Here is a 20,252-nt window from a genome sequence, read left to right on the forward strand (position 1 = left end):
TATTAACGATCTGACACAACCACAGTAATGTGGCTAGTACGTTTTAAAATACGATCTGCACGACCTTTAGCACGTGGCATAACACGTTTCATGCTAGGACCTTCGTCAACGAAGATTTTAGCAACTTTAAGATCATCGATATCTGCACCATCATTATGCTCTGCGTTAGCAATAGCAGACTCTAATACTTTTTTCACTAAAGCCGCAGCTTTTTTGTTAGTAAAAGTTAAGATTTCTAATGCTTGCGCAACTTTTTTACCACGAATTAAATCGGCAACTAAGCGAGCTTTTTGGGCAGAAGTGCGAGCGTAACGATGTTTTGCGATAGTTTCCATCTATTTACCTCTTATTTCTTAGCTTTCTTATCTGCCGCGTGACCGCGGTATGTACGAGTCGGTGCAAATTCACCTAATTTATGGCCGATCATTTCATCAGATACATAAACAGGAACGTGCTGACGACCATTATGGACTGCGATGGTCAATCCGATCATTGAAGGAATGATCATTGAACGACGGGACCAAGTTTTGATTGGTTTTTTATCCCCGCTTTCCACCGCCTTCTCTACCTTCTTCAACAAGTGTAGGTCAAGGAAAGGACCTTTCTTGAGAGAACGTGGCATGGCTTATCCTCTTATTAATTTAAATTATTTGCCACGACGACGTACGATATATTTATCAGTACGTTTGTTGTGACGAGTTTTCTTACCTTTAGTTTGAACGCCCCAAGGAGTTACTGGGTGTTTACCAAAGTTACGACCTTCACCACCACCGTGTGGGTGATCTACTGGGTTCATTGCAGTACCACGAACTGTAGGGCGAATACCTCTCCAGCGGTTAGCACCAGCTTTACCCAATACGCGAAGCATATGTTCTGAGTTACCAACTTCACCGATTGTAGCAACACATTCAGCTAATACTTTACGCATTTCGCCTGAACGTAAACGTAAAGTTACGTAGTTGCCTTCACGAGCGATGATTTGTACATAAGCACCAGCAGAACGAGCGATTTGACCGCCTTTACCTGGTTTTAATTCAACGTTATGTACTGTTGAACCAACTGGGATATTACGCATTGGTAATGAGTTACCCACTTTAATAGGTGAGTTAACGCCAGATTGGATTTGATCGCCAACTGACAAACCTTTAGGTGCTAAGATATAACGGCGTTCACCATCTTTATAAAGCACTAAAGCAATGTTAGCTGAACGGTTTGGATCATATTCTAAACGCTCAACAACCGCTGGGATATCTAACTTGTTACGTTTGAAATCGATTAAACGGTAATGTTGTTTATGACCACCACCGATGTGGCGAGTGGTAATACGACCATAATTGTTACGACCACCGGTTTTAGATTTAGTATCTAGAAGAGGCGCGTAAGGTTTACCCTTGTGTAATTCAGGGTTCACGATTTTAACAACGTGACGACGACCAGCGGAGGTCGGCTTACATTTAACGATAGCCATTCTCTAATTTCCTCCGATTACTCTGCACTGTCTACGAAGTCCAAGTTTTGGCCTTCGGCTAAAGTTACATAAGCTTTTTTCCAGTCGCTGCGACGACCCATTTTGTTACCACGGCGTTTAGTTTTACCTTTAACAACCACAGTACGAACTGAGTCAACTTTTACTTCAAATAATTGAGCAACAGCAGCAGCAATTTCAGCTTTGTTCGCATCTAAAGCAACTTTAAGTACAACAGTGTTAGATTTTTCAGCATTGTTAGTTGCTTTTTCAGAGATGTGCGGTGCACGTAGCACGCTTAGCAAACGTTCTTGACTCATGCTAGGATCTCCTCAATTTGTTTCACAGCGTCAACAGTAACAATCACTTTATCGAAAGCGATTAAGCTAACTGGATCGATACCTTGAACATCACGTACATCAACTTTATATAAGTTACGTGCTGCTAAGAATAGATTTTCATCTAAACTTGCTGTGATAATTAACGCATCTTCAACTGCTAAATCTTTTAATTTTTGTACTAAAACTTTAGTTTTTGGTGCATCTAATTCGAATTTTTCAACAACAACCAAACGGTCTTGACGAACTAATTCAGAAAGAATGCTTTTGATAGCACCACGGTACATTTTCTTGTTCACTTTTTGGCTGTGATCTTGTGGTTTAGCCGCGAAGGTTGTACCACCAGAACGCCAGATTGGTGATTTGATATCACCAGAACGAGCACGACCTGTACCTTTTTGACGCCAAGGTTTTTTACCTGAACCAGACACTTCAGCACGAGTTTTTTGCGCACGAGTACCTTGACGAGCACCTGCTGCATAAGCAACAACAACTTGGTGAATCAAAGCTTCGTTAAACTCACGTCCGAAGGTAGTTTCAGAAACAGTTAGTGCGTTTGCACCTACAACTTGTAATTCCATCTCTATCTCCTAGACTTATGCTTTAACTGCCGGCTTAACGATAACATCGCCATTGATAGCACCAGGTACAGAACCTTTTACTAATAGCAATTTACGCTCAGCATCTACACGAACAACTTCAAGTGATTGAACGGTTACACGCTCAGCACCTAAATGTCCTGCCATTTTTTTACCTTTAAACACACGACCTGGAGTTTGGTTTTGACCAATAGAACCAAGTACACGATGTGATAAAGAGTTACCGTGTGTAGCATCTTGAGTACGGAAGTTCCAACGTTTAACACCACCTTGGAAACCTTTACCTTTAGAAGTACCAGTAACATCTACTTTTTTAACATCTGCAAAGATGTCAACATTGATTTCTTGACCTAAAGTGAATTCTTCACCTTCAGTACGAAATTCCCATAAACCGCGACCAGCTTCAACACCTGCTTTCACGAAATGACCTGCTTCAGGTTTAGTTACACGATTCGCTTTTTTAGAACCAGTAGTAACTTGAACTGCAGTATAGCCATCGTTTTCAAGAGTTTTAACTTGAGTTACGCGGTTGGCTTCGATTTCGATAACGGTAACTGGTACAGAAACACCGTCTTCATTGAAGATACGGGTCATACCAACTTTACGACCGACTAAACCAATCATTGTAATAACCTCTTAATTAACCTAGGCTGATCTGCACGTCCACGCCGGCAGCCAAATCTAAACGCATTAATGCATCAACAGTTTTTTCTGTTGGCTCTACGATATCTACTAAACGTTTGTGTGTACGAATTTCGTATTGGTCACGTGCGTCTTTGTTCACGTGTGGAGAAATCAACACGGTAAAACGCTCTTTACGAGTTGGTAAAGGGATTGGACCACGAACTTGTGCACCAGTACGTTTAGCTGTTTCTACGATCTCCGCAGTAGATTGATCGATCAAACGGTGATCGAAAGCTTTTAAGCGGATACGGATTCTTTGGTTCTGCATTAGACCAGAGCTCCAATAAAATTTAGCTAATAAAAAACTAACACCAATCACAATTCTAACTTCAAAATAGAAAAGGAGGTGTAAGTTACCTGTTATATAGTCTCCAAATCGGAAACATTGTTAGTATTACATATCGTAATACTCGTTTAATAAATGATTACATTAAACGGCTTTCAATATCTGAAAGCCTGTGGATATTACACAAAAACAGCTAATTATGCAAGCTTTTTGTTCAATTAATTTCCACAGACAAAAAAGTGAGGTCATTTTCCCGAATGTTTTTCAGCTGAAAACACGACAAAAAATGACCGCACTTTAATATAAATGAAATCTATAGTTTGTTATCTAACATTGCAATATGTCTTGTTGCTGCAATCCATGCACCAACATACCCCATAATCAAGCAGCTGACTAATAAGAAGATTAGCTCACCAACGCCTAATCCATTGAGCTCAAATGTAACCGCAAAGATATCCGTCACATATTTCACCGCTGAAGTAAAGTATCCTACAATAAGACTGCTAAAGAGTGCTGCAACCAATCCGCCCAACACCGCATAAATCATGCCCGTATAAAGATAAGGACGAAGAATAAATTGATCTGTCGCACCTAATAGTTTCATCACATCAATGCTTGCTCGGCTACTATATACATCAGAGCGAATACTATTTCCGATAACAAGGAATACCGCAATAGTCATCAAAACCGTGCAAAAAATTGCCACATGCGCAAATAACCACGAAAGTGCGGTCAATTTTTCCATCCAATCGTTATCTAAACGAACTTCTTGCACACCTTTAATTTTATTTAAATTGGTACGTAATTCTGCTCGTTTTTCAGATGCATTAAAGTCTTTAGACGGCTTCACCATCACGACTGCCGGTAATGGATTATCATCTAAAATCTCTAATTCTTCACCAAAACCAGACCAACTTTTGAATTCTTTTAAGCTTTCTTGTCGAGAAACATAATTTAAAGATTCCACGCCTTCTTGTTGACGGATTTTTTCCACCACTAAGTTAGCATCTTCTTCACTTAAATTTTTGTGTAAATAGATGGTCAGTTCGCTTTCCGGATAAAATTGGGTTGTCGCTAAGTGTAAATTTTTCCATAACAAATAGCTCACCGTTGGAATCGTGAGAGACACGGCAATGACTAAAATCGTTAGCAATGTACCAAATTTACGTTTTACCAAATCGCCCCAAACAGAACGCAAAGTATAGACAGTTTGCACGCCAAAAGAAGCATCAATACGTCTTGTCATTTTTTATCCTTAATAGCGTAAGTAGCCTTGTTCAAGTACAAGACATGGTTTTGGTTTTTGTTGAATTAAATTGATATCGTGTGTCGCAATCAAGACTGTCATGCCTAAACGATTAAACTCTTCAAAAAGATTGAAAATCCCTAAAGAAAGCTCACCATCTAAGTTACCTGTTGGTTCATCGGCTAATAAAAGCTGTGGTTTATGCACAATGGCACGCGCGATATCGACACGTTGTTGCTCCCCACCTGAGATTTGTGGCGGCATATAATTCGCTTTACTACGTAAACCAACACGATCTAGCGCAACCAATGCTCGTGTATGCGCTTCTTTCGGATTCATGCCAGCAATAATCAATGGCAGCGCCACATTTTCTGCCACGCTACGATCCGTTAATAAACGATAATCTTGGTGAACCATACCGATTTGACGACGTAAAAATGGGATTTCATACTTAGACAAACGCGTAATATCATGACCATTAAACCAAATATTACCGGCATTCGCCTTTTCCATTCCCATAATTAATTTAAGCAAGGTACTTTTACCCGCACCAGAATGCCCAACAAGATAAGTCATACTTCCAACAGGAAGATGAAAATTTAAGCCTTGCAAGGCCGGCTGAGTCGCACCGTGATAAGCTTTAGAGACATTTGAAAATCGAATCACTTTATTATTCCTTTTTATTCTTCATTTTCGTGAACAAACAATGCTTCAATAAATTCTTCTGCATTAAATTCGCGTAAATCTTCAATCTTTTCACCCACACCAATATAACGAATTGGTAAATTAAACTGATCTGCAATGGCGAAAATTACCCCACCTTTTGCTGTACCGTCTAACTTGGTTAATGTAATACCCGTTAACCCAACCGCCTCGTTAAAGAGTTTGGCTTGGCTAATTGCATTTTGTCCTGTAGCCGCATCAAGAGTAAGCATAATTTCGTGCGGTGCAGTTTCATCATATTTTCTCATGACACGAACAATTTTCTTCAATTCATCCATGAGATTATTTTTATTTTGTAAACGTCCTGCCGTATCCGCAATTAAAACATCAATGTTACGTGCTGCGGCAGATTGCATCGCATCAAAAATCACTGAGGCAGAATCTGAACCCGTATTTTGTGCCACCACTGAAATATTGTTACGCTCACCCCATACTTGAAGTTGTTCTACTGCTGCGGCACGGAAAGTATCCCCTGCTGCTAACATGACTGATTTACCTTCATTTTGGAATTTACGAGCTAACTTACCAATTGTGGTTGTTTTACCTACACCGTTCACGCCAACCATTAAAATAACATACGGTTTTTTAGAGGTATCAATAACTAGTGGCTGCGCGACAGGTTTTAAGATCTCCGCCATTTCAACTTTAAGTTGTTGATAAAGCAATTCTGCATCTTGTAATTGTTTACGACTTGCGTGCTCAGTTAAATTCTTAATGATCTTATTGGTTGTTGGCACACCAATATCAGCAATTAAAAGTTGCTCTTCCAACTCATCAAATAAATCATCATCAATTTTTTTGCCTAAAAAGAAAGATCGGAAACCCGCGCCAATATTTTGTTTGGTTTTGAGTAAGCCTTTAACTAAACGGCTGAAAAAACCGCCTTCACTTGGTTTTTCTTGCGTTTCGATATTGATATCTGAGCGTAATTCGTCTTTAACATCGTCAACAATTTCAGATTCAATCTCCGCTTCAACCACAGGAAGATCTTCAATGACATTATCTGGTTCAATAATGCTTTCTGCTGGCTCTTCTGTAGGAAGTGCGGTTGAAATTTCTTCTGTTTTTACCGTTTCTTCGTCAATTGTTTCAATCACCGGTGTATCTAAAACAGGTTCAACATTGACCGCACTTTCAGGTGAAATCACTTGTTCTACGATAGGTTCAAGATGCTCAACAACGACCTCTTCTGCTTTCTCCTCTTGCAGTTGTTCAGCTAATTCCTGTAATTCTTCTTGTTCAACTTGCTCTAATTGAACGTTCTCTTCAGCGTGAACAATTTCTTCCTCAGGTGAAACATCGGCAAGTTCTACAGACTGTTCCTCAATAATCGGCTCAATTTTTTGTTCTTCTTGTTTTTTATTGCGACCAAAAAGAGAGGCCCAAAATCCACCTTTTTTCTTTTCTTCTGACATAAATTCTTCTCTTAAACACAAATCTGTAAAAAATACTGCTTATTCTAGCAAAAAATCGTCTAAACTAAGCACAATTTTCACTAAAAATCTGTTTCTTTATGAAAAAAATGCAAGTTCAAAATGCCAAAGGCGAAGTTCGAATCATCGCGGGTCTTTGGCGTGGACGAAAATTACCGGTTTTAAATGCAGAAGGTTTGCGTCCAACAGGCGATCGCGTAAAAGAAACCTTGTTCAACTGGTTGATGCCTTACATTGTGGATAGCTATTGCTTTGATTGCTTTGCGGGCAGTGGCTCACTTGGTTTTGAAGCCCTTTCTCGCCAAGCGAAACAGGTGACGTTTTTAGAGTTAGATAAAAATGTGGCAAACCAATTAAAGAAAAATTTGCAAACCCTAAAAACAACGAGTGAACAAGCTCAAGTAATCAATCAAAATAGCTTAGAATTTTTAAAACAAGCGCAAAATCAACCGCACTTTGATGTGGTATTTTTGGATCCACCTTTTCATTTTGGCTTAGCAGAACAAGCAATTGCACTATTAGAGGAAAAGAATTGGCTCTTACCTCATGCATTGATTTATGTGGAAACAGAAAAAGACAAACCGCTTAGCGCGCCTGATAATTGGCAATTACTAAAAGAAAAAACCACAGGTATGGTGAGTTACCGCCTGTATCAAAAAGATTAGGAAATCATTATGTTAGACATTGTGTTATACGAACCTGAAATTCCACAAAATACGGGAAATATTATTCGTCTTTGTGCCAACACTGGCTTTCGTCTTCATTTAATCGAGCCACTTGGCTTTACCTGGGATGATAAAAAATTACGTCGTTCTGGCTTGGATTATCATGAATTTGCTGAAATCAAAAAACATAAAACCTTTGAAGCCTTTTTAGAAAGCGAAAAACCGAAACGTCTTTTTGCACTCACCACTAAAGGCGGCCCTGCGCATAGCGAAGTGCAATTTGAATTAGGGGATTATTTAATGTTTGGCCCAGAAACCCGTGGTATTCCAATGTCTATTTTGGATAAGATGCCAATGGAACAAAAAATCCGTATCCCAATGACAGCAAATAGCCGCAGTATGAACTTATCTAACTCGGTAGCTGTTGCAGTTTATGAAGCTTGGCGACAACTTGGTTACGAAGGCGCGGTGAATTTAAATCGATAAAAACCAATAAAATAGCTGCTTATTTTATACACAAAAATAAGCAGCTTTCTTTTTGCATTTAATTTGTGATCTCGATCACATATTTATAATTTTAAGATTCCCTTTTTACCAAAACAGCAGTATAAATAAATTACATTTAGAGAGGGATCTCGATGTACCCACTTGATCTATCAAGCTCTAGTCTTTCTTGACTCTTCAAGCAAACCTTCCCCGTTGTCCTAAATAAAGAATTGGCAGTCGAATGATTTGCCCTCCATTTGTATCCCTAAAATTTAACAACTATTGCAGCAAAATTAGTTTCATCTCACATCAATAAGGAGGTTGGGTGAATGAAGTTAATTTTGAATTGGTCGAAACAGCAGTGGCTAGGCATGGATGCTTACCAAAAAAGTGCGGTCAATTTTGGCCGCACTTCCTATTTCTATCATTTGCAAATCACTAACCTTGTATTGCTATTTTCTAAATAATCCGCAATTTGTTTTGGCACATCATCGGTGAAAAGATAATCCACGTCTTTGAGCTCCCCTAATCGCACAATGGCTTGTCGAGAAAATTTTGAATGATCAGTCGCTAATAACGTTTGGCGTGAGCTTTCTATAATGGCACGTTTCACTTGGACTTCATGATAATCATAGTCCAATAATGAACCGTCAAGGTCAATTGCACTAATACCCAGAATCCCGAAATCTAAACGGAACTGAGAAATAAAATTAACCGTTGCCTCACCAATGATTCCACCATCCTTACGCAATGAGCCACCTGCCATCGTAATATCAAAGGTTTCATTTTGACGTAATAAATGAGCCGCATTGAGATTATTTGTCACAATACGTAAACGTTCATGACTTAACAAGGCACTTGCCACAGCTTCAGGCGTGGTTCCAATATCAATAAATAAAGAGGCACCATTTGGAATACGTTTTACTACCTCTCGAGCAATAGCACTTTTTTGGGAAGGGAAAAATTGTTTACGTTCAATATAATCAGAATTTTCTGCAGTTGAAGAGGGAGCCGCACCACCATGATGACGACGAATTAAATCTTGTTCCGCCAGAATATTCAGATCGCGTCGAATGGTCTGTGGACTAACTTCCAGTTCGATAACCAGCTCTTCTGTACTGGCATACCCTTTTAGCTTCACAATCTCAATTATTTTCTGATGGCGTAATGATTGCTTCATATAAATGCCTATAAATTTGAATTAGCTAAACGATTTAGCCTTAATTTTACTCTGCAGAAATCCCCAAACTAATCCTAAGATAAAGCCTGAAATATGAGCTGCGTTACCTATATTAATACCAAAAAGCGGACTAATAAAGCCAAATACAAGCCCTACCAGCAACATCGTGAAAAAGCCTTCTGGCAAATCAAAGCTATGCGGGTGTAATTTATCCACCACCAACACATAACCTAACACGGCATAAACCACACCAGATAGCCCGAAAAAGGCGGGACCGGTAAAGTAATTTTGTACAGCACCAGTCACTGCAGCAGAGACTAAAACTAATAATAAAAAATAGAGAGAACCCAATCGGCGTTCAATCGCGCCACCGAATAACCAAAACCACGAAAGGTTAAATAAAATATGCGGTACCGACAAATGAACAATAGCATGAGTGAAATAGCGCCATACTTCCCAATCTTCCCAAGAATAAGCAGGATAATGGAATAAATCCATAATTGGCTCTTCAAACCCAACATTCTGCAAGAGATAAATCACCGCGCAAAGTGCGGTCAAAATGAAGGTGATTTTTTTCTTTCTTAATAGACGTTTCACCAATTTTCTCTCTTGAATGGCATCAGTTTCACTACCAAATAAAGACGGCATTTGTTATATTCCTTTTTATTTTTCGTCAATCATATAAGGTTCATTATGAAAAAACAAACTATGCCGACAGGATTTAGTGGCTTCGATTGGGGACTTGCGGCATTTTGTTTACCCATTTTACTGTGGCCCATGGCCTCTCTGCTTTCTACTTCTTTTGTGAAAAACCCTACACTGAGCGATTTTCAGATCGATCTTTTCTCGATTATCTTTTGGGTGTATCCCTTTGTTTTAGTTTTGATTGCACGTTTGCTTTATAAACTGCACCAGCGCAAACCTAAACTTGCCATAAAATTATTACTGCTAAGCGCGGTCATTTTTTACGTCATTTTAATCTCAGTTTGTTACATTGGCTTTAATACCTAAGAACATAACAAGACAATAGACAACAAAAAAGGGAGCTTTCGCTCCCTTTTACATTATGTTCCTAATAATCAAAAATATAAAAAATGCCTATTTGCAATCAATTATGCGAAGTATTTTTCTAAATCGTCGCTACCACCGATGTGTTTACCACCAATGAATACTTGAGGCACAGTTGAACGACCAGAAACTGCACGCACACTCACGATTGTTGCATCGTGACCTAATACGATTTCTTCAAAGTTTAAACCTTTATCATGTAAAAGTTGTTTTGCTTTCGCACAGTACGGGCAACCAGGTTTAGTGAAAATTGCGATTGATTCCTGCACTTGATAATTTGGTGCAATGTATTTCAGCATTGTATCTGCATCAGATACTTTAAACGGATCGCCGGGTTCATTTGGTTCAATAAACATTTTTTCAACTACGCCATTTTTTACGAGCATAGAATAACGCCAAGAACGTTTACCAAAACCTAAATCATCTTTTCCAACTAACATGCCCATACCTTCAGTGAAAGTACCGTTACCATCTGGAATGAATTTTACATTGTGTGCTTCTTCTGCCTCTTTCCAGGCATTCATAACGAAAGTATCATTTACTGACACCACTAAAATATCATCTACACCATGTTGTTTGAAAACAGGTGCAAGCTCGTTATAACGTGGTAAGTGAGAAGATGAACAAGTTGGCGTGAATGCACCTGGTAATGAGAAAACAACAACTGTTTTGTTATCAAATAATTCAGATGTGGTCACATCAACCCATTGATCACCTTGACGAGTACGGAATGTAACTTGTGGAACTTTTTTTCCTTCCATATTAGACATAATGTGTCTCCTCTGTGAGTTAAATTAATTAGTCCTAAAAACTTAATAGGCATTATAGAAAGTTTTGTGATATAGTCATAATCAATTAATTCTATCCTTTTAATTGACATATTCTATAAAGTGAGAACCCTATGAATATTCGTGATTTAGAATACTTAGTAGCTCTTTCCGAGTTTAAACATTTCCGTCGTGCGGCGGATTCTTGCAATGTTAGCCAACCCACTTTAAGTGGCCAAATTCGCAAACTAGAAGATGAATTAGGCATTATTTTACTTGAACGTACTAGCCGTAAAGTACTCTTCACGCAATCAGGTATGTTACTTGTCGATCAAGCTCGCACTGTATTGCGCGAAGTAAAATTACTCAAAGAAATGGCTAGTAACCAAGGTAAAGAAATGACAGGCCCATTACACATTGGATTAATCCCAACTGTTGGCCCTTACCTACTTCCTTATATTGTACCAACATTGAAAGAAACTTTCCCAGATTTAGAAGTATTTCTGTACGAAGCCCAAACTCACCAACTATTAGAACAATTAGAAACAGGTCGCCTAGATTGTGCGATTGTGGCTCGCGTACCCGAAACTGAAGCGTTTATCGAAGTGCCTATTTTCGATGAAAAAATGTTACTCGCTGTATCCGACCAACATCCTTGGGCGTCAGAAAGTAAAATTGCCATGAATGCCTTAAAAGGGCAAGAAATGCTCATGCTAGATGACGGGCACTGCTTACGTAATCAAGCACTCGATTATTGTTTTACAGCAGGCGCCAAAGAAGACTCTCACTTCCAAGCAACTAGCCTTGAAACTTTGCGTAATATGGTAGCAGCCAATGCGGGTATCACCTTTATGCCAGAACTTGCGGTATTAAATGAAGGCACGCGTCCAGGTGTAAAATATATTCCTTGCCATTCGCCAGAACCGTCTCGCACTATTGCTCTCGTTTACCGCCCTGGTTCACCATTACGTAATCGCTATGAACGCGTTGCAAGTGCGGTCAGTGAACAAGTTAAATCGATTTTAGCGAATAAAAAATAATTTATCATAAGCTGAGGAAAACCAAATGGCTGGTGTTCGAGCAATTCAAAAAGAAAAAACCCGTCGGGCCTTAATTGACGCTGCATTCAATCAGTTGAGTGCAGAAAAAAGCTTTTCTAATTTAAGCTTACGTGAAGTTGCGCGAGAAGCAGGCATTGCACCAACTTCTTTCTATCGCCACTTTAGCGATATGGATGAGCTCGGATTAGAAATGGTAGATGAAGCAGGTTTAACTCTCCGTCAATTAATGCGCCAAGCGCGTAAACGCATTGATGCCGGCGGCAGTGTCATCCGTGTTTCTGTTGAAACCTTTTTTGAATTTATCACTCACAGCACTAACGTGTTCCGTTTGCTCTTGCGTGAAAGTTCGGGGACTTCTCAAGCCTTCCGTACCGCAGCGGCCCGCGAAATCAAACACTTTGTGGATGAATTAGCTGAATACATTGCAAAGAAAAATCACTATTCTCAATATGTCTCTTATGTACAGGCAGAAGGCATGGTAACCATCGTATTCACAGCAGGCTCCAATGCCTTAGATATGACGAAGGCCGAACAAGATTTGCTAAAAGAACGTGTAATCTTACAGCTCCGTATGCTCGCTAAAGGTGGCGACTTCGCCGCTCATAAAGAAAAAATGATGCGAAAATAGACCACACTTTTCAACTAAAACAAAACACCCGCATCTTTGCGGGTGTTGTTTTATCTAAAATAGGGAATTATTTACCATCCCAAGCTTTAATCGCATCTAAACGTGCTTTCACTTTGCTGCTTGAATCACCTTTGAAGTAATCTTTCGCTAAACCACCTTCAAAACCGCCGTAGTTCGGGTTAGGTAAAACGATGAATGTTTTACCAAATTTCGCTTTGTTTTGTGCAACGAAATCACGACGTTCTGCATTTTGTTTACCATAGATCGCATCACCGAAGTCATCTAGGTTATCACCCACATAAACGACGATTTCATAACCTTGTTTTTCAATTTCTTCAAAACGCGCTGCTTTTGGTGATTTATCTTTTTTCAAGTAAAACGCTGAATCTTCAACACCATTAAAACCTAAACGTTTCATGTCATCAATCGTACCCGCTTTTTCATTGCTGTCTTTACGATTAGACACATAGAACATTTTACCGCCGTGGGTATTTACATAGTTATTGAATTCTACTGCACCTGGTACCACACCTGATTGACGAGCTTCTACCCAACGAGTCCAGTCTTTGCCATCAAATGGCTTATTGTTTTGCACTTGCCAGCCAGCATAAGGGCTGTTATCTAGCATGGTTTCATCTAAATCCACCACAACAGCTTTTTTCTTACCTTTTTTCACTTTAGCGTGATCAAATGCCACTTTTGCTGCATTGTATGCTTGGTAAGAAAGGGCCTGGTATTCACCTGATTGTTGAATCCAGTTAAGACCTAATACCGCTTGTTGTTGAAGCTGCGCATCCGCTTCTGCGCTCTTATCTTGAGTCGCACAACCAGTTAAAATAAATGCTGACATCGCTGCAATAGCGGTAAGTTTTAATGTTGTTTTCATTGATTGTTCCTTCTGTTAAAAAGTCATAATGACAAGCAAAAGTATAACAAGCCTATTTGGGCAGTGGCTATGGGTTTATCAAACTTTATAACTAATTTGTGAGAAAGATCACATTTTTCATTTTTAAGTTATCCAACAAGCACGATGAAATTATTTCAAAAATCATCTTATTTTTAACCGCACTTTTTCATCGCATTTCGCTGTATTTCACGGTAAACTATCCAAAGTTTTCAGAAATAATAGGTAATTCATGCGTCTTTTCATTGGAGTTTTAGTGGGTATTCTCGTGCTATTTCAGTACGATCTTTGGTTTGGTAAAAACGGCTATTTTGACTACAAAGATGTGGCAGCTCAAATCAAAGAGAATAAAGCTGAAAATGAAAAGCTCTCACAAAGAAATCAAATGATTTCTGCCGAAATTCAAGGTTTAACAAAAGGCTTTGAATCCATTGAAGAGCGATCACGCATGAGCCATGATATGGTCAAACCAAACGAAGTGTTCTATCACATCGTCAAAGAGCATAAATAATGAGCCGCGAAATTATTGCCGTCATTCCTGCTGCGGGTGTTGGAAGCCGTATGCAGACAAATAAACCTAAGCAATATCTGAAAATCCTAGACAAGACGATTCTGGAACATACACTCTCTGTCATTCTATCCCACCCTGCAATTAATCACGTTATTCTTGCAGTAGGAAAAAATGATCCCTATCTTTCTGAAATGACTTTATTCCCTCATCAAAACATCACCCTCGTTGAAGGTGGTGAATCGCGAGCCGAGTCAGTTCTAAATGGGCTAAAAGCGATTAAAAATGATCAAGCTTGGGCATTGGTGCATGATGCAGCCAGACCTTGTTTAACACATCAAGATTTAGATAAATTGCTCCAAATCGATGATGAACAAGGCGCTATTTTGGCCATTCCAGCGGTCGATACGATTAAACGCGCGAATAAACAACAAGATATTATTAAAACAGAAGATCGCACTGAACTTTGGCTTGCGAAAACGCCGCAATTTTTCCGTTGCGATCTATTAATAAATGCACTTGAACAGGGGCTCTCTCAAGGTGCCAATATTACAGATGAAGCCTCAGCGATGGAACTTGCCGGATTTCGACCGCACTTAGTCGCGGGAAGGAGTGATAATATTAAAGTGACACGTCCAGAAGATTTAGCTTTAGCCGAATTTTATTTAACAAGGAAAACTCTATGATACGAATTGGACATGGGTTTGATGTTCATGCTTTTGGTGAAGATCGCCCTTTAATTATTGGTGGCGTTGAAGTGCCTTACCATACTGGATTCATTGCCCATTCTGATGGTGATGTCGCCTTGCATGCCTTAACAGATGCCTTATTAGGTGCAGTAGCATTAGGCGATATTGGTAAACTCTTCCCTGATACCGATATGCAATATAAAAATGCAGATAGCCGTGTTTTATTACGAGAAGCATTCCGCCAAGTACAAGAAAAAGGCTATAAAGTAAGTAATGTGGATGTGACCATTATTGCACAAGCCCCTAAAATGCGTCCTCATATCGATGCAATGCGAGCGAAGATTGCGGAAGATTTACATTGCGATATTGAGCAAGTGAATGTTAAAGCAACCACAACAGAAAAACTTGGTTTTACGGGTCGAAGTGAAGGTATTGCTTGCGAAGCCGTTGCATTGTTACTCAAATGCTTAAATTTTAGGTAAAAGAAAAGGTTGGTAAAATACCAACCTTTCTTTATTTAGATTAAATTCTTATTATTTTTTTAATAAATCGCGAATTTCAGTAAGTAATTCTTCTTGTGAAGGACCTTTTACTTTTTCTACTGGTTTTTTCACTTTGTTGATACCTTTGATCATCATGAAGATTGCGAATGCAATGATGATAAAATCAAAGACATTTTGAACAAATGCACCGTAGTTTAATGTTACTGCTGGAGTTTCACCTACCGCTTCTGCTAACGTGATTTTTAAATCTTTGAAATCTACACCACCAGTTAAAATACCTAATACAGGCATTGCTACGTCAGCTACAAGTGAGCTCACGATTTTACCAAAAGCACCACCGATGATCACACCGACTGCCATGTCTACTACGTTGCCACGCATTGCAAATTCGCGGAATTCTTTAAGAAAGCTCATAAAATTTCCTTTTGTGTTGGTTTAAAAAATTAAAAGAGTGCGTATTATAGGTTTTCAGATTAAAAAGTAAACTGTTATTTAAATAAAAAATGCACTTGGTTGGAATAATTTTTCAATTTCTGACACGGATTTCTTGTCATTAATATAAACAATCACATTATCGCCTTCTTCAATAACAACCTGACGACGAGTAATGATTACTTCATTTTTACGTAAAATTGCCGCAATCATTGCCCCTACAGGCAGCTTGATATCGCCAATTTGTCTTCCAACCACATTGGATGTGGTCGCATCGCCATGCACAACAAGTTCAATGGCTTCCGCGGTACCATGACGCAAAGAGGCCACACTTTTGATATCCCCTTTACGCACATGTCCTAATAAAGCTGAGATTGTTGCCTGTTGTGGTGAAACCGCAATATCAATGGTTCCACCTTGAATCAAATTGATATATGCCATGCGTTGAATAAGCACCATGGCTTTTTTAGCCCCTAGGCGTTTTGCCAGTAACGCCGACATAATATTAGCTTCATCATCCGCACTTAGAGATAAAAAGACATCGACGCTCTCAATATGCTCTTCAAAAAGCAAATTTTGGTCAGAAGCATCACCATGGAAAACCAGGGTTTTAGAAAGTCTTTCAGCTAAAACTTTCGCTTTTTCTCCATCGCGCTCAATGAGTTTTACTTGATACTTATCTTCTAACTGTTTCGCCACACCTGAGGCAATATTTCCACTGCCAACAATCATGATACGTTTGTAGGTTTTCTCAAGGCGTTGCAACTCACTCATCACCGCTTTAATGTGCTCTGTCGCACAAATGAATGTGATTTCATCGCCCGCCTCAATAATGGTCGAGCCTTGCGGACGAATTAATCTATCATTACGTAAAATCGAAATAATACGGCAATCAATGTGTGGCATATGCTCTTTAAAAGCGGATAACGCATAGCCCACTAACGGACCACCGTAATAGGCTTTTACAACCACAATGCTAATTCGATTATTGGCAAAATGTGCCACTTGCAACGCACCGGGATAAGCAATTAAGCGTGTAATCTCATCTGTAACTAAATTCTCTGGCGAAATCAGATGATCGATGGGGACGTTTTCATCATTAAATAATTTATCTTTCTCACGCAAATATTCCGCATTACGAATACGTGCAATACGTGTTGGGGTATTGAAAAGGGTATATCCCAACTGGCAAGCGATCATATTGGTTTCATCAGAAGCAGTTACCGCAACCATCAAGTCCGCATCTGCAGCTCCCGCATCACGCAAAATTTTGGGAGAAGAAGGGGAACCTTTAACCACGCGTAAATCATGCTTATCTTGCAAATTCTGCAAATGTTGAGATTCATTATCTACCAGTGTGATATCGTTATCTTCACTCACTAAATTTGCCGCAAGCGTTGTGCCTACTTGCCCTGCACCTAAGATGATTATTTTCATTCTGTTCTCTCCACAACCAAAGGTCGGATACCAATTTCAGCTGAATTTAGACCGCACTTTAATGCCTCAATACGGCGACAAATGTTCGATGTGACTTGTTCAGCTTTTGCCATTTTTTCTGCGGTAATCGCTGGATCTTGTTTACCAAATAATAGGCCGTCGAGTAAACGTTCCGCATGCATACCTTCACGACAAAAATGCAACACGCCTACATCTTCAAATAATGTCGCTACTTTTGCCGTTTTAGTGGTTGCAATGCCTAAAGCGCCATCTTCACCGCCGAGCTCTCTGAATAATTGATGTGTTGGAAATCCGCCACACGCTAAGAAAAAAGCTTTATTGAAAATGATATTTCCCCCGCAGGTCATGCGCATATATTGCCATGCCAGATCAAAATTAGGGTGTTCTGCATAGCGTTGAGCTAAATTTATTGGCTTTAATGCTAATCTCACGACTGAAGTATCTGGCTGAAAATGAAAGGTTGCTGCAGCCACTTCCAATGCACCAGGTTCGTATGCATCATCAGCATCTAAAAACGCAACAAAATCGACCGCACTTTTAGCAGAGAGCATCGCGCCCCAATTTCGAGCCATCGCAACACCGCTATTTTTTGGCATTTGCTCGACGGAGATTCTGTCTGGATATTGTTCTGCAAGCTGTAAGGCTAATGCAAATGTATTATCTGTCGATGCATCATCAATCAGCCAAAGGTGACCAAGATTATTTTGCTGCAACACAGACTCCACTGCACGAACAAGCGTTTGTTCAGTGTTATAGCAAGGAATGACGACATCAATTAAAGGCAAATTCATTTAAGCTGACCGTTTTCTCAATTTTGCATAATAGAACCCATCCCCGCCATTCTCTTGTGGTAAGAATTGGATTCCTATCGTATTTTCCGTTTGTTCAAACGGCAATGGCATCAATTCTACATTGGATGTTTCAGCTAAAAAACGCTGTATTTGCTGACTATTCTCATCGGGAAGCACCGAGCAAGTCGCGTAAAGCAAAATGCCATTAGGTTTCAATTTTGCCCAAAGTGCTTTTAGAATTTGCCCTTGCAAGGCAACCAATTGAGCAATATCCGTTTCTTGACGTAACCATTTAATATCTGGATGACGACGAATTACGCCCGTTGCTGAGCAAGGTGCATCTAATAAAATACGATCAAAGGATGCACCACTTAAACCTATTTCTGAGAGCCACTTTTCTGGCTCGGTCGCATCACCACAAACGACAACCGCCTGTTGATTCAAACGGGTAAGATTTTCTTCGACGCGTTTTAAGCGATGAGCCTCGACATCAAGCGCAATCACTTTCGCTTGTGGCGCTATTTCTAAAATATGCGTTGTTTTCCCACCTGGAGCCGCGCAAGCATCTAAAATTAATTCATCATTTTGTGGCTCAAGCAATAAAGCGGACCATTGGGCATTGAGATCCTGGACTGTTACTGCGCCTTGCTCAAAATTTGGTAATTTCGAGACAGAAAGCGGTTGAGCTAAACGTAAAGCATGTGGATTATCACATTCCAATGAGACTATCTCTTGCTCTTCCAATAAAGTGCGGTAAGTTTTCGTGTTATTTTGCTGTTGATTGACCCGTAACCACATTGGTGGCTTTTGGTTATTTGCTTCAATAATTTCACGCCAATTCGGATAAGCTTTTTTGAGTTTATTCACAAACCATTCAGGATGAAGCGTTTGCCAATTTTTATCTACTACGGAAAGAATATCTTCTTTTTCCCGTAAGAAGCGACGCAATACACCGTTAACCAAACCACGGAAACTATCTGATTTCAATGATTTTGTGGCATTAACTACTTCATCTACCGCCGCATGAGCGGGCACGCGCATATAAAGTAATTGGTACAATCCCACCAATAGCAAGCAGTGCACGATGCGGGTTTTCCCCTTCAATGGCTTATCTAATAATTTTTTTATAATATTTTCTAAACGAGGCAATAGGCGACAAATACCAAAGGTGATTTCCTGTAATAAAGGTAAATCCTGTGGTTTTACTTGCGATTGCACTTCTGGAAGTAACGTTGATAAGGACTTACCTTGATCTAAAACCTGTAAAATAACTTGAGCAGCAATAGCGCGTACCGAAAGTGCGGTCGATTTTCCCGTTTTTTTGCGTTGAGATACCATTAGTTTAGAACCTTACCGACCTGGAACCAATCTGCTCGACCATTGAGGAAGTCTTGCACAGACATAGGTTTCTTGCCTGCGGGCTGAAGTTGCAATAAATTTAAAACGCCTTCTTTCGTGGCAATTTGGATACCTTTTTTATCGACACTTAAAATCGTCCCAGCTGGTTTATCTACATGTGGCAACACGGTAGCAGCATAAACTTTTAAGGTTTGTTCATTACCTTGTTCATCAGTTAATTGTAGGAAACTAATCGGCCAAGGATTAAACGCGCGAATATTACGTTCAAGCTGGGCTGCCGATAGCGACCAATCTAATTTAGCCTCTTCTTTGGAAAGTTTCTCTGCATAGTTACTTTGGCTATCATCTTGTTTTTCTGCAATGAATTTCCCTTCTTCCAAATGATCCAAAACACTAATCAATGCCGACGGCGCAATTTCAGCTAATTTATGGTAAAGCGAGGCAGAGGTTTCTTGCTCATCAATATCGCAATACACTTTGTGTAACATATCGCCAGTATCTAAGCCTGCATCCATCTGCATAATTGTCACACCAGTTTGTTGATCACCCGCCCAAATAGATCGCTGAATCGGTGCAGCGCCACGCCAACGTGGTAAGAGGGAACCATGCACATTTAAACAACCTAAACGAGGCATATCTAACACTACTTGAGGTAAAATCAAACCATAAGCGACAACAACCATCACATCGGCATTTAACGCTTTAAACTCTGTTTGTGCTTCTTCTTTACGCAAGGATTTTGGTTGATAAACAGGAATTTGATGTTGTTCTGCTAATTGCTTTACAGGACTCGCCTGTAATTTTTTACCACGCCCCGCCGGTTTATCTGGCTGCGTATAAACAGCAATAATATTGTGATGTGAATTTAAGAGTGCAGCAAGATGTTGTGCTGCGAAGTCCGGTGTACCGGCAAAGATAATATTCAATGGTTTCATAATGTTCTACGTTATGGCGTTGATAGGAAAAGTGCGGTCATTTT

General features: G+C 39.7%; 27 protein-coding genes. 8 read left to right on the plus strand and 19 right to left on the minus strand.

What is annotated here, in order from left to right:
* Positions 1-2: 2 nt before the first annotated feature.
* From rplV to ftsY, 10 genes are all read right to left on the minus strand, one after another.
* Complete coding sequence (gene rplV, locus DX522_RS05070) at positions 3-335, minus strand: 50S ribosomal protein L22 (protein ID WP_005625897.1); 333 nt, start codon at positions 333-335, stop codon at positions 3-5.
* 11 nt (positions 336-346) lie between these two features.
* Positions 347-622 carry a 30S ribosomal protein S19 gene (rpsS, locus tag DX522_RS05075; RefSeq protein WP_005539416.1) on the minus strand — a complete coding sequence of 92 codons (276 nt, stop codon included), beginning with the start codon at positions 620-622 and terminating at the stop codon, positions 347-349.
* A 24-nt stretch (positions 623-646) separates the two neighbouring features.
* Positions 647-1,468: a 50S ribosomal protein L2 gene (gene rplB / locus DX522_RS05080; RefSeq protein WP_049363952.1), complete on the minus strand. Its 822-nt coding sequence runs from the start codon at positions 1,466-1,468 to the stop codon at positions 647-649.
* 17 nt (positions 1,469-1,485) lie between these two features.
* Positions 1,486-1,785: a 50S ribosomal protein L23 gene (rplW, locus tag DX522_RS05085; protein WP_005632756.1), complete on the minus strand. Its 300-nt coding sequence runs from the start codon at positions 1,783-1,785 to the stop codon at positions 1,486-1,488.
* Positions 1,782-2,384, minus strand: a complete 603-nt coding sequence (gene rplD / locus DX522_RS05090) for a 50S ribosomal protein L4 (RefSeq protein WP_005695085.1) — start codon at positions 2,382-2,384, stop codon at positions 1,782-1,784. Before rplD ends, rplW begins: the two co-directional genes overlap by 4 nt.
* A 15-nt stretch (positions 2,385-2,399) precedes the next feature.
* Positions 2,400-3,026 (minus strand): 50S ribosomal protein L3, encoded by a 627-nt coding sequence (rplC, locus tag DX522_RS05095; RefSeq protein ID WP_005632753.1) that lies wholly within the window; start codon positions 3,024-3,026, stop codon positions 2,400-2,402.
* Between the two features lie 16 nt (positions 3,027-3,042).
* Positions 3,043-3,354 (minus strand): 30S ribosomal protein S10, encoded by a 312-nt coding sequence (rpsJ, locus tag DX522_RS05100; protein WP_001181005.1) that lies wholly within the window; start codon positions 3,352-3,354, stop codon positions 3,043-3,045.
* Positions 3,355-3,685: 331 nt separating this feature from the next.
* Positions 3,686-4,618: a permease-like cell division protein FtsX gene (gene ftsX / locus DX522_RS05105; RefSeq protein ID WP_115180037.1), complete on the minus strand. Its 933-nt coding sequence runs from the start codon at positions 4,616-4,618 to the stop codon at positions 3,686-3,688.
* 9 nt (positions 4,619-4,627) lie between these two features.
* Complete coding sequence (gene ftsE, locus DX522_RS05110; protein ID WP_005695082.1) at positions 4,628-5,284, minus strand: cell division ATP-binding protein FtsE; 657 nt, start codon at positions 5,282-5,284, stop codon at positions 4,628-4,630.
* Between the two features lie 14 nt (positions 5,285-5,298).
* Entirely contained in the window at positions 5,299-6,756 is a 1,458-nt protein-coding gene (gene ftsY / locus DX522_RS05115) for a signal recognition particle-docking protein FtsY (protein WP_115180038.1), read from the minus strand.
* 98 nt (positions 6,757-6,854) lie between these two features.
* Between ftsY and rsmD the strand changes: the two genes are divergently transcribed.
* Together rsmD and trmL are read left to right on the plus strand one after the other, a co-directional pair.
* Positions 6,855-7,439 carry a 16S rRNA (guanine(966)-N(2))-methyltransferase RsmD gene (gene rsmD / locus DX522_RS05120; RefSeq protein ID WP_115180039.1) on the plus strand — a complete coding sequence of 195 codons (585 nt, stop codon included), beginning with the start codon at positions 6,855-6,857 and terminating at the stop codon, positions 7,437-7,439.
* A 9-nt stretch (positions 7,440-7,448) separates the two neighbouring features.
* Positions 7,449-7,925, plus strand: a complete 477-nt coding sequence (gene trmL, locus DX522_RS05125) for a tRNA (uridine(34)/cytosine(34)/5-carboxymethylaminomethyluridine(34)-2'-O)-methyltransferase TrmL (protein ID WP_005695079.1) — start codon at positions 7,449-7,451, stop codon at positions 7,923-7,925.
* Positions 7,926-8,349: 424 nt separating this feature from the next.
* On the opposite strand, the gene DX522_RS05130 is transcribed toward trmL, so the two are convergent.
* Together DX522_RS05130 and DX522_RS05135 are read right to left on the minus strand one after the other, a co-directional pair.
* Entirely contained in the window at positions 8,350-9,105 is a 756-nt protein-coding gene (locus tag DX522_RS05130) for a DeoR/GlpR family transcriptional regulator (RefSeq protein WP_115180040.1), read from the minus strand.
* 21 nt (positions 9,106-9,126) lie between these two features.
* Complete coding sequence (locus DX522_RS05135) at positions 9,127-9,753, minus strand: rhomboid family intramembrane serine protease (protein WP_115180041.1); 627 nt, start codon at positions 9,751-9,753, stop codon at positions 9,127-9,129.
* Positions 9,754-9,798: 45 nt separating this feature from the next.
* Between DX522_RS05135 and DX522_RS05140 the strand changes: the two genes are divergently transcribed.
* Positions 9,799-10,116 (plus strand): DUF5389 domain-containing protein, encoded by a 318-nt coding sequence (locus DX522_RS05140; RefSeq protein ID WP_115180042.1) that lies wholly within the window; start codon positions 9,799-9,801, stop codon positions 10,114-10,116.
* Positions 10,117-10,217: 101 nt separating this feature from the next.
* Here DX522_RS05140 and pgdx read toward each other — a convergent pair whose 3' ends face one another.
* Positions 10,218-10,943, minus strand: coding sequence for a hybrid peroxiredoxin PGdx (pgdx, locus tag DX522_RS05145; RefSeq protein ID WP_115180043.1), 726 nt, complete (start codon positions 10,941-10,943; stop codon positions 10,218-10,220).
* 131 nt (positions 10,944-11,074) lie between these two features.
* Between pgdx and oxyR the strand changes: the two genes are divergently transcribed.
* Together oxyR and fabR are read left to right on the plus strand one after the other, a co-directional pair.
* Positions 11,075-11,980: a DNA-binding transcriptional regulator OxyR gene (gene oxyR / locus DX522_RS05150; RefSeq protein ID WP_115180044.1), complete on the plus strand. Its 906-nt coding sequence runs from the start codon at positions 11,075-11,077 to the stop codon at positions 11,978-11,980.
* Between the two features lie 25 nt (positions 11,981-12,005).
* Positions 12,006-12,629, plus strand: a complete 624-nt coding sequence (gene fabR / locus DX522_RS05155) for an HTH-type transcriptional repressor FabR (RefSeq protein WP_014064558.1) — start codon at positions 12,006-12,008, stop codon at positions 12,627-12,629.
* A 67-nt stretch (positions 12,630-12,696) separates the two neighbouring features.
* Here the strand turns inward: fabR and DX522_RS05160 are convergent, their stop codons facing one another.
* Positions 12,697-13,515, minus strand: coding sequence for a 5'-nucleotidase, lipoprotein e(P4) family (locus DX522_RS05160; protein WP_111387053.1), 819 nt, complete (start codon positions 13,513-13,515; stop codon positions 12,697-12,699).
* 250 nt (positions 13,516-13,765) lie between these two features.
* Between DX522_RS05160 and ftsB the strand changes: the two genes are divergently transcribed.
* From ftsB to ispF, 3 genes are read left to right on the plus strand one after another with little or no spacing between them, the layout of a single operon-like run.
* On the plus strand, positions 13,766-14,044 hold the full coding sequence (gene ftsB, locus DX522_RS05165) for a cell division protein FtsB (protein WP_115180045.1): 279 nt from the start codon (positions 13,766-13,768) through the stop codon (positions 14,042-14,044).
* Positions 14,044-14,727: a 2-C-methyl-D-erythritol 4-phosphate cytidylyltransferase gene (gene ispD / locus DX522_RS05170; RefSeq protein ID WP_115180046.1), complete on the plus strand. Its 684-nt coding sequence runs from the start codon at positions 14,044-14,046 to the stop codon at positions 14,725-14,727. Before ftsB ends, ispD begins: the two co-directional genes overlap by 1 nt.
* Positions 14,724-15,212: a 2-C-methyl-D-erythritol 2,4-cyclodiphosphate synthase gene (gene ispF / locus DX522_RS05175; protein WP_115180047.1), complete on the plus strand. Its 489-nt coding sequence runs from the start codon at positions 14,724-14,726 to the stop codon at positions 15,210-15,212. The genes ispD and ispF overlap by 4 nt, the downstream gene beginning before the upstream one ends.
* A gap of 51 nt (positions 15,213-15,263) precedes the next feature.
* On the opposite strand, the gene mscL is transcribed toward ispF, so the two are convergent.
* The 5 genes from mscL to fmt all read right to left on the minus strand — a co-directional run bounded on the left by mscL (position 15,264) and on the right by fmt (position 20,208).
* The gene (gene mscL, locus DX522_RS05180) at positions 15,264-15,647 is read right to left on the minus strand and encodes a large-conductance mechanosensitive channel protein MscL (RefSeq protein ID WP_115180048.1); all 384 of its coding nucleotides are present in this window, start codon (positions 15,645-15,647) and stop codon (positions 15,264-15,266) included.
* 78 nt (positions 15,648-15,725) lie between these two features.
* Entirely contained in the window at positions 15,726-17,102 is a 1,377-nt protein-coding gene (gene trkA, locus DX522_RS05185) for a Trk system potassium transporter TrkA (RefSeq protein ID WP_115180049.1), read from the minus strand.
* Positions 17,099-17,914 carry a glycosyltransferase family 2 protein gene (locus tag DX522_RS05190; RefSeq protein WP_102703824.1) on the minus strand — a complete coding sequence of 272 codons (816 nt, stop codon included), beginning with the start codon at positions 17,912-17,914 and terminating at the stop codon, positions 17,099-17,101. The genes trkA and DX522_RS05190 overlap by 4 nt, the downstream gene beginning before the upstream one ends.
* Positions 17,915-19,252, minus strand: coding sequence for a 16S rRNA (cytosine(967)-C(5))-methyltransferase RsmB (gene rsmB, locus DX522_RS05195; protein WP_102703823.1), 1,338 nt, complete (start codon positions 19,250-19,252; stop codon positions 17,915-17,917).
* On the minus strand, positions 19,252-20,208 hold the full coding sequence (fmt, locus tag DX522_RS05200; RefSeq protein ID WP_115180050.1) for a methionyl-tRNA formyltransferase: 957 nt from the start codon (positions 20,206-20,208) through the stop codon (positions 19,252-19,254). Before fmt ends, rsmB begins: the two co-directional genes overlap by 1 nt.
* Between the last annotated feature and the right edge of the window lie 44 nt (positions 20,209-20,252).

Source organism: Haemophilus parainfluenzae, from assembly GCF_900450995.1.
In the GTDB taxonomy this organism is placed as follows: domain Bacteria; phylum Pseudomonadota; class Gammaproteobacteria; order Enterobacterales; family Pasteurellaceae; genus Haemophilus_D; species Haemophilus_D parainfluenzae_O.

What these genes read in the sequence shown, in the direction of transcription:
- ftsB (WP_115180045.1), top strand. Translation starts at nt 13,766, where the DNA reads ATGCGTCTTTTCATTGGAGTTTTAGTGGGTATTCTCGTGCTATTTCAG.
- ftsX (WP_115180037.1), bottom strand. Translation starts at nt 4,618, where the DNA reads ATGACAAGACGTATTGATGCTTCTTTTGGCGTGCAAACTGTCTATACT.
- rplD (WP_005695085.1), bottom strand. Translation starts at nt 2,384, where the DNA reads ATGGAATTACAAGTTGTAGGTGCAAACGCACTAACTGTTTCTGAAACT.
- ftsY (WP_115180038.1), bottom strand. Translation starts at nt 6,756, where the DNA reads ATGTCAGAAGAAAAGAAAAAAGGTGGATTTTGGGCCTCTCTTTTTGGT.
- rplC (WP_005632753.1), bottom strand. Translation starts at nt 3,026, where the DNA reads ATGATTGGTTTAGTCGGTCGTAAAGTTGGTATGACCCGTATCTTCAAT.
- rsmB (WP_102703823.1), bottom strand. Translation starts at nt 19,252, where the DNA reads ATGGTATCTCAACGCAAAAAAACGGGAAAATCGACCGCACTTTCGGTA.
- trkA (WP_115180049.1), bottom strand. Translation starts at nt 17,102, where the DNA reads ATGAAAATAATCATCTTAGGTGCAGGGCAAGTAGGCACAACGCTTGCG.
- DX522_RS05140 (WP_115180042.1), top strand. Translation starts at nt 9,799, where the DNA reads ATGAAAAAACAAACTATGCCGACAGGATTTAGTGGCTTCGATTGGGGA.
- DX522_RS05190 (WP_102703824.1), bottom strand. Translation starts at nt 17,914, where the DNA reads ATGAATTTGCCTTTAATTGATGTCGTCATTCCTTGCTATAACACTGAA.
- DX522_RS05135 (WP_115180041.1), bottom strand. Translation starts at nt 9,753, where the DNA reads ATGCCGTCTTTATTTGGTAGTGAAACTGATGCCATTCAAGAGAGAAAA.
- mscL (WP_115180048.1), bottom strand. Translation starts at nt 15,647, where the DNA reads ATGAGCTTTCTTAAAGAATTCCGCGAATTTGCAATGCGTGGCAACGTA.
- fabR (WP_014064558.1), top strand. Translation starts at nt 12,006, where the DNA reads ATGGCTGGTGTTCGAGCAATTCAAAAAGAAAAAACCCGTCGGGCCTTA.
- rpsJ (WP_001181005.1), bottom strand. Translation starts at nt 3,354, where the DNA reads ATGCAGAACCAAAGAATCCGTATCCGCTTAAAAGCTTTCGATCACCGT.
- ispD (WP_115180046.1), top strand. Translation starts at nt 14,044, where the DNA reads ATGAGCCGCGAAATTATTGCCGTCATTCCTGCTGCGGGTGTTGGAAGC.
- oxyR (WP_115180044.1), top strand. Translation starts at nt 11,075, where the DNA reads ATGAATATTCGTGATTTAGAATACTTAGTAGCTCTTTCCGAGTTTAAA.
- DX522_RS05160 (WP_111387053.1), bottom strand. Translation starts at nt 13,515, where the DNA reads ATGAAAACAACATTAAAACTTACCGCTATTGCAGCGATGTCAGCATTT.
- rplB (WP_049363952.1), bottom strand. Translation starts at nt 1,468, where the DNA reads ATGGCTATCGTTAAATGTAAGCCGACCTCCGCTGGTCGTCGTCACGTT.
- pgdx (WP_115180043.1), bottom strand. Translation starts at nt 10,943, where the DNA reads ATGTCTAATATGGAAGGAAAAAAAGTTCCACAAGTTACATTCCGTACT.
- rpsS (WP_005539416.1), bottom strand. Translation starts at nt 622, where the DNA reads ATGCCACGTTCTCTCAAGAAAGGTCCTTTCCTTGACCTACACTTGTTG.
- ispF (WP_115180047.1), top strand. Translation starts at nt 14,724, where the DNA reads ATGATACGAATTGGACATGGGTTTGATGTTCATGCTTTTGGTGAAGAT.
- rsmD (WP_115180039.1), top strand. Translation starts at nt 6,855, where the DNA reads ATGAAAAAAATGCAAGTTCAAAATGCCAAAGGCGAAGTTCGAATCATC.
- DX522_RS05130 (WP_115180040.1), bottom strand. Translation starts at nt 9,105, where the DNA reads ATGAAGCAATCATTACGCCATCAGAAAATAATTGAGATTGTGAAGCTA.
- trmL (WP_005695079.1), top strand. Translation starts at nt 7,449, where the DNA reads ATGTTAGACATTGTGTTATACGAACCTGAAATTCCACAAAATACGGGA.
- rplV (WP_005625897.1), bottom strand. Translation starts at nt 335, where the DNA reads ATGGAAACTATCGCAAAACATCGTTACGCTCGCACTTCTGCCCAAAAA.
- rplW (WP_005632756.1), bottom strand. Translation starts at nt 1,785, where the DNA reads ATGAGTCAAGAACGTTTGCTAAGCGTGCTACGTGCACCGCACATCTCT.
- fmt (WP_115180050.1), bottom strand. Translation starts at nt 20,208, where the DNA reads ATGAAACCATTGAATATTATCTTTGCCGGTACACCGGACTTCGCAGCA.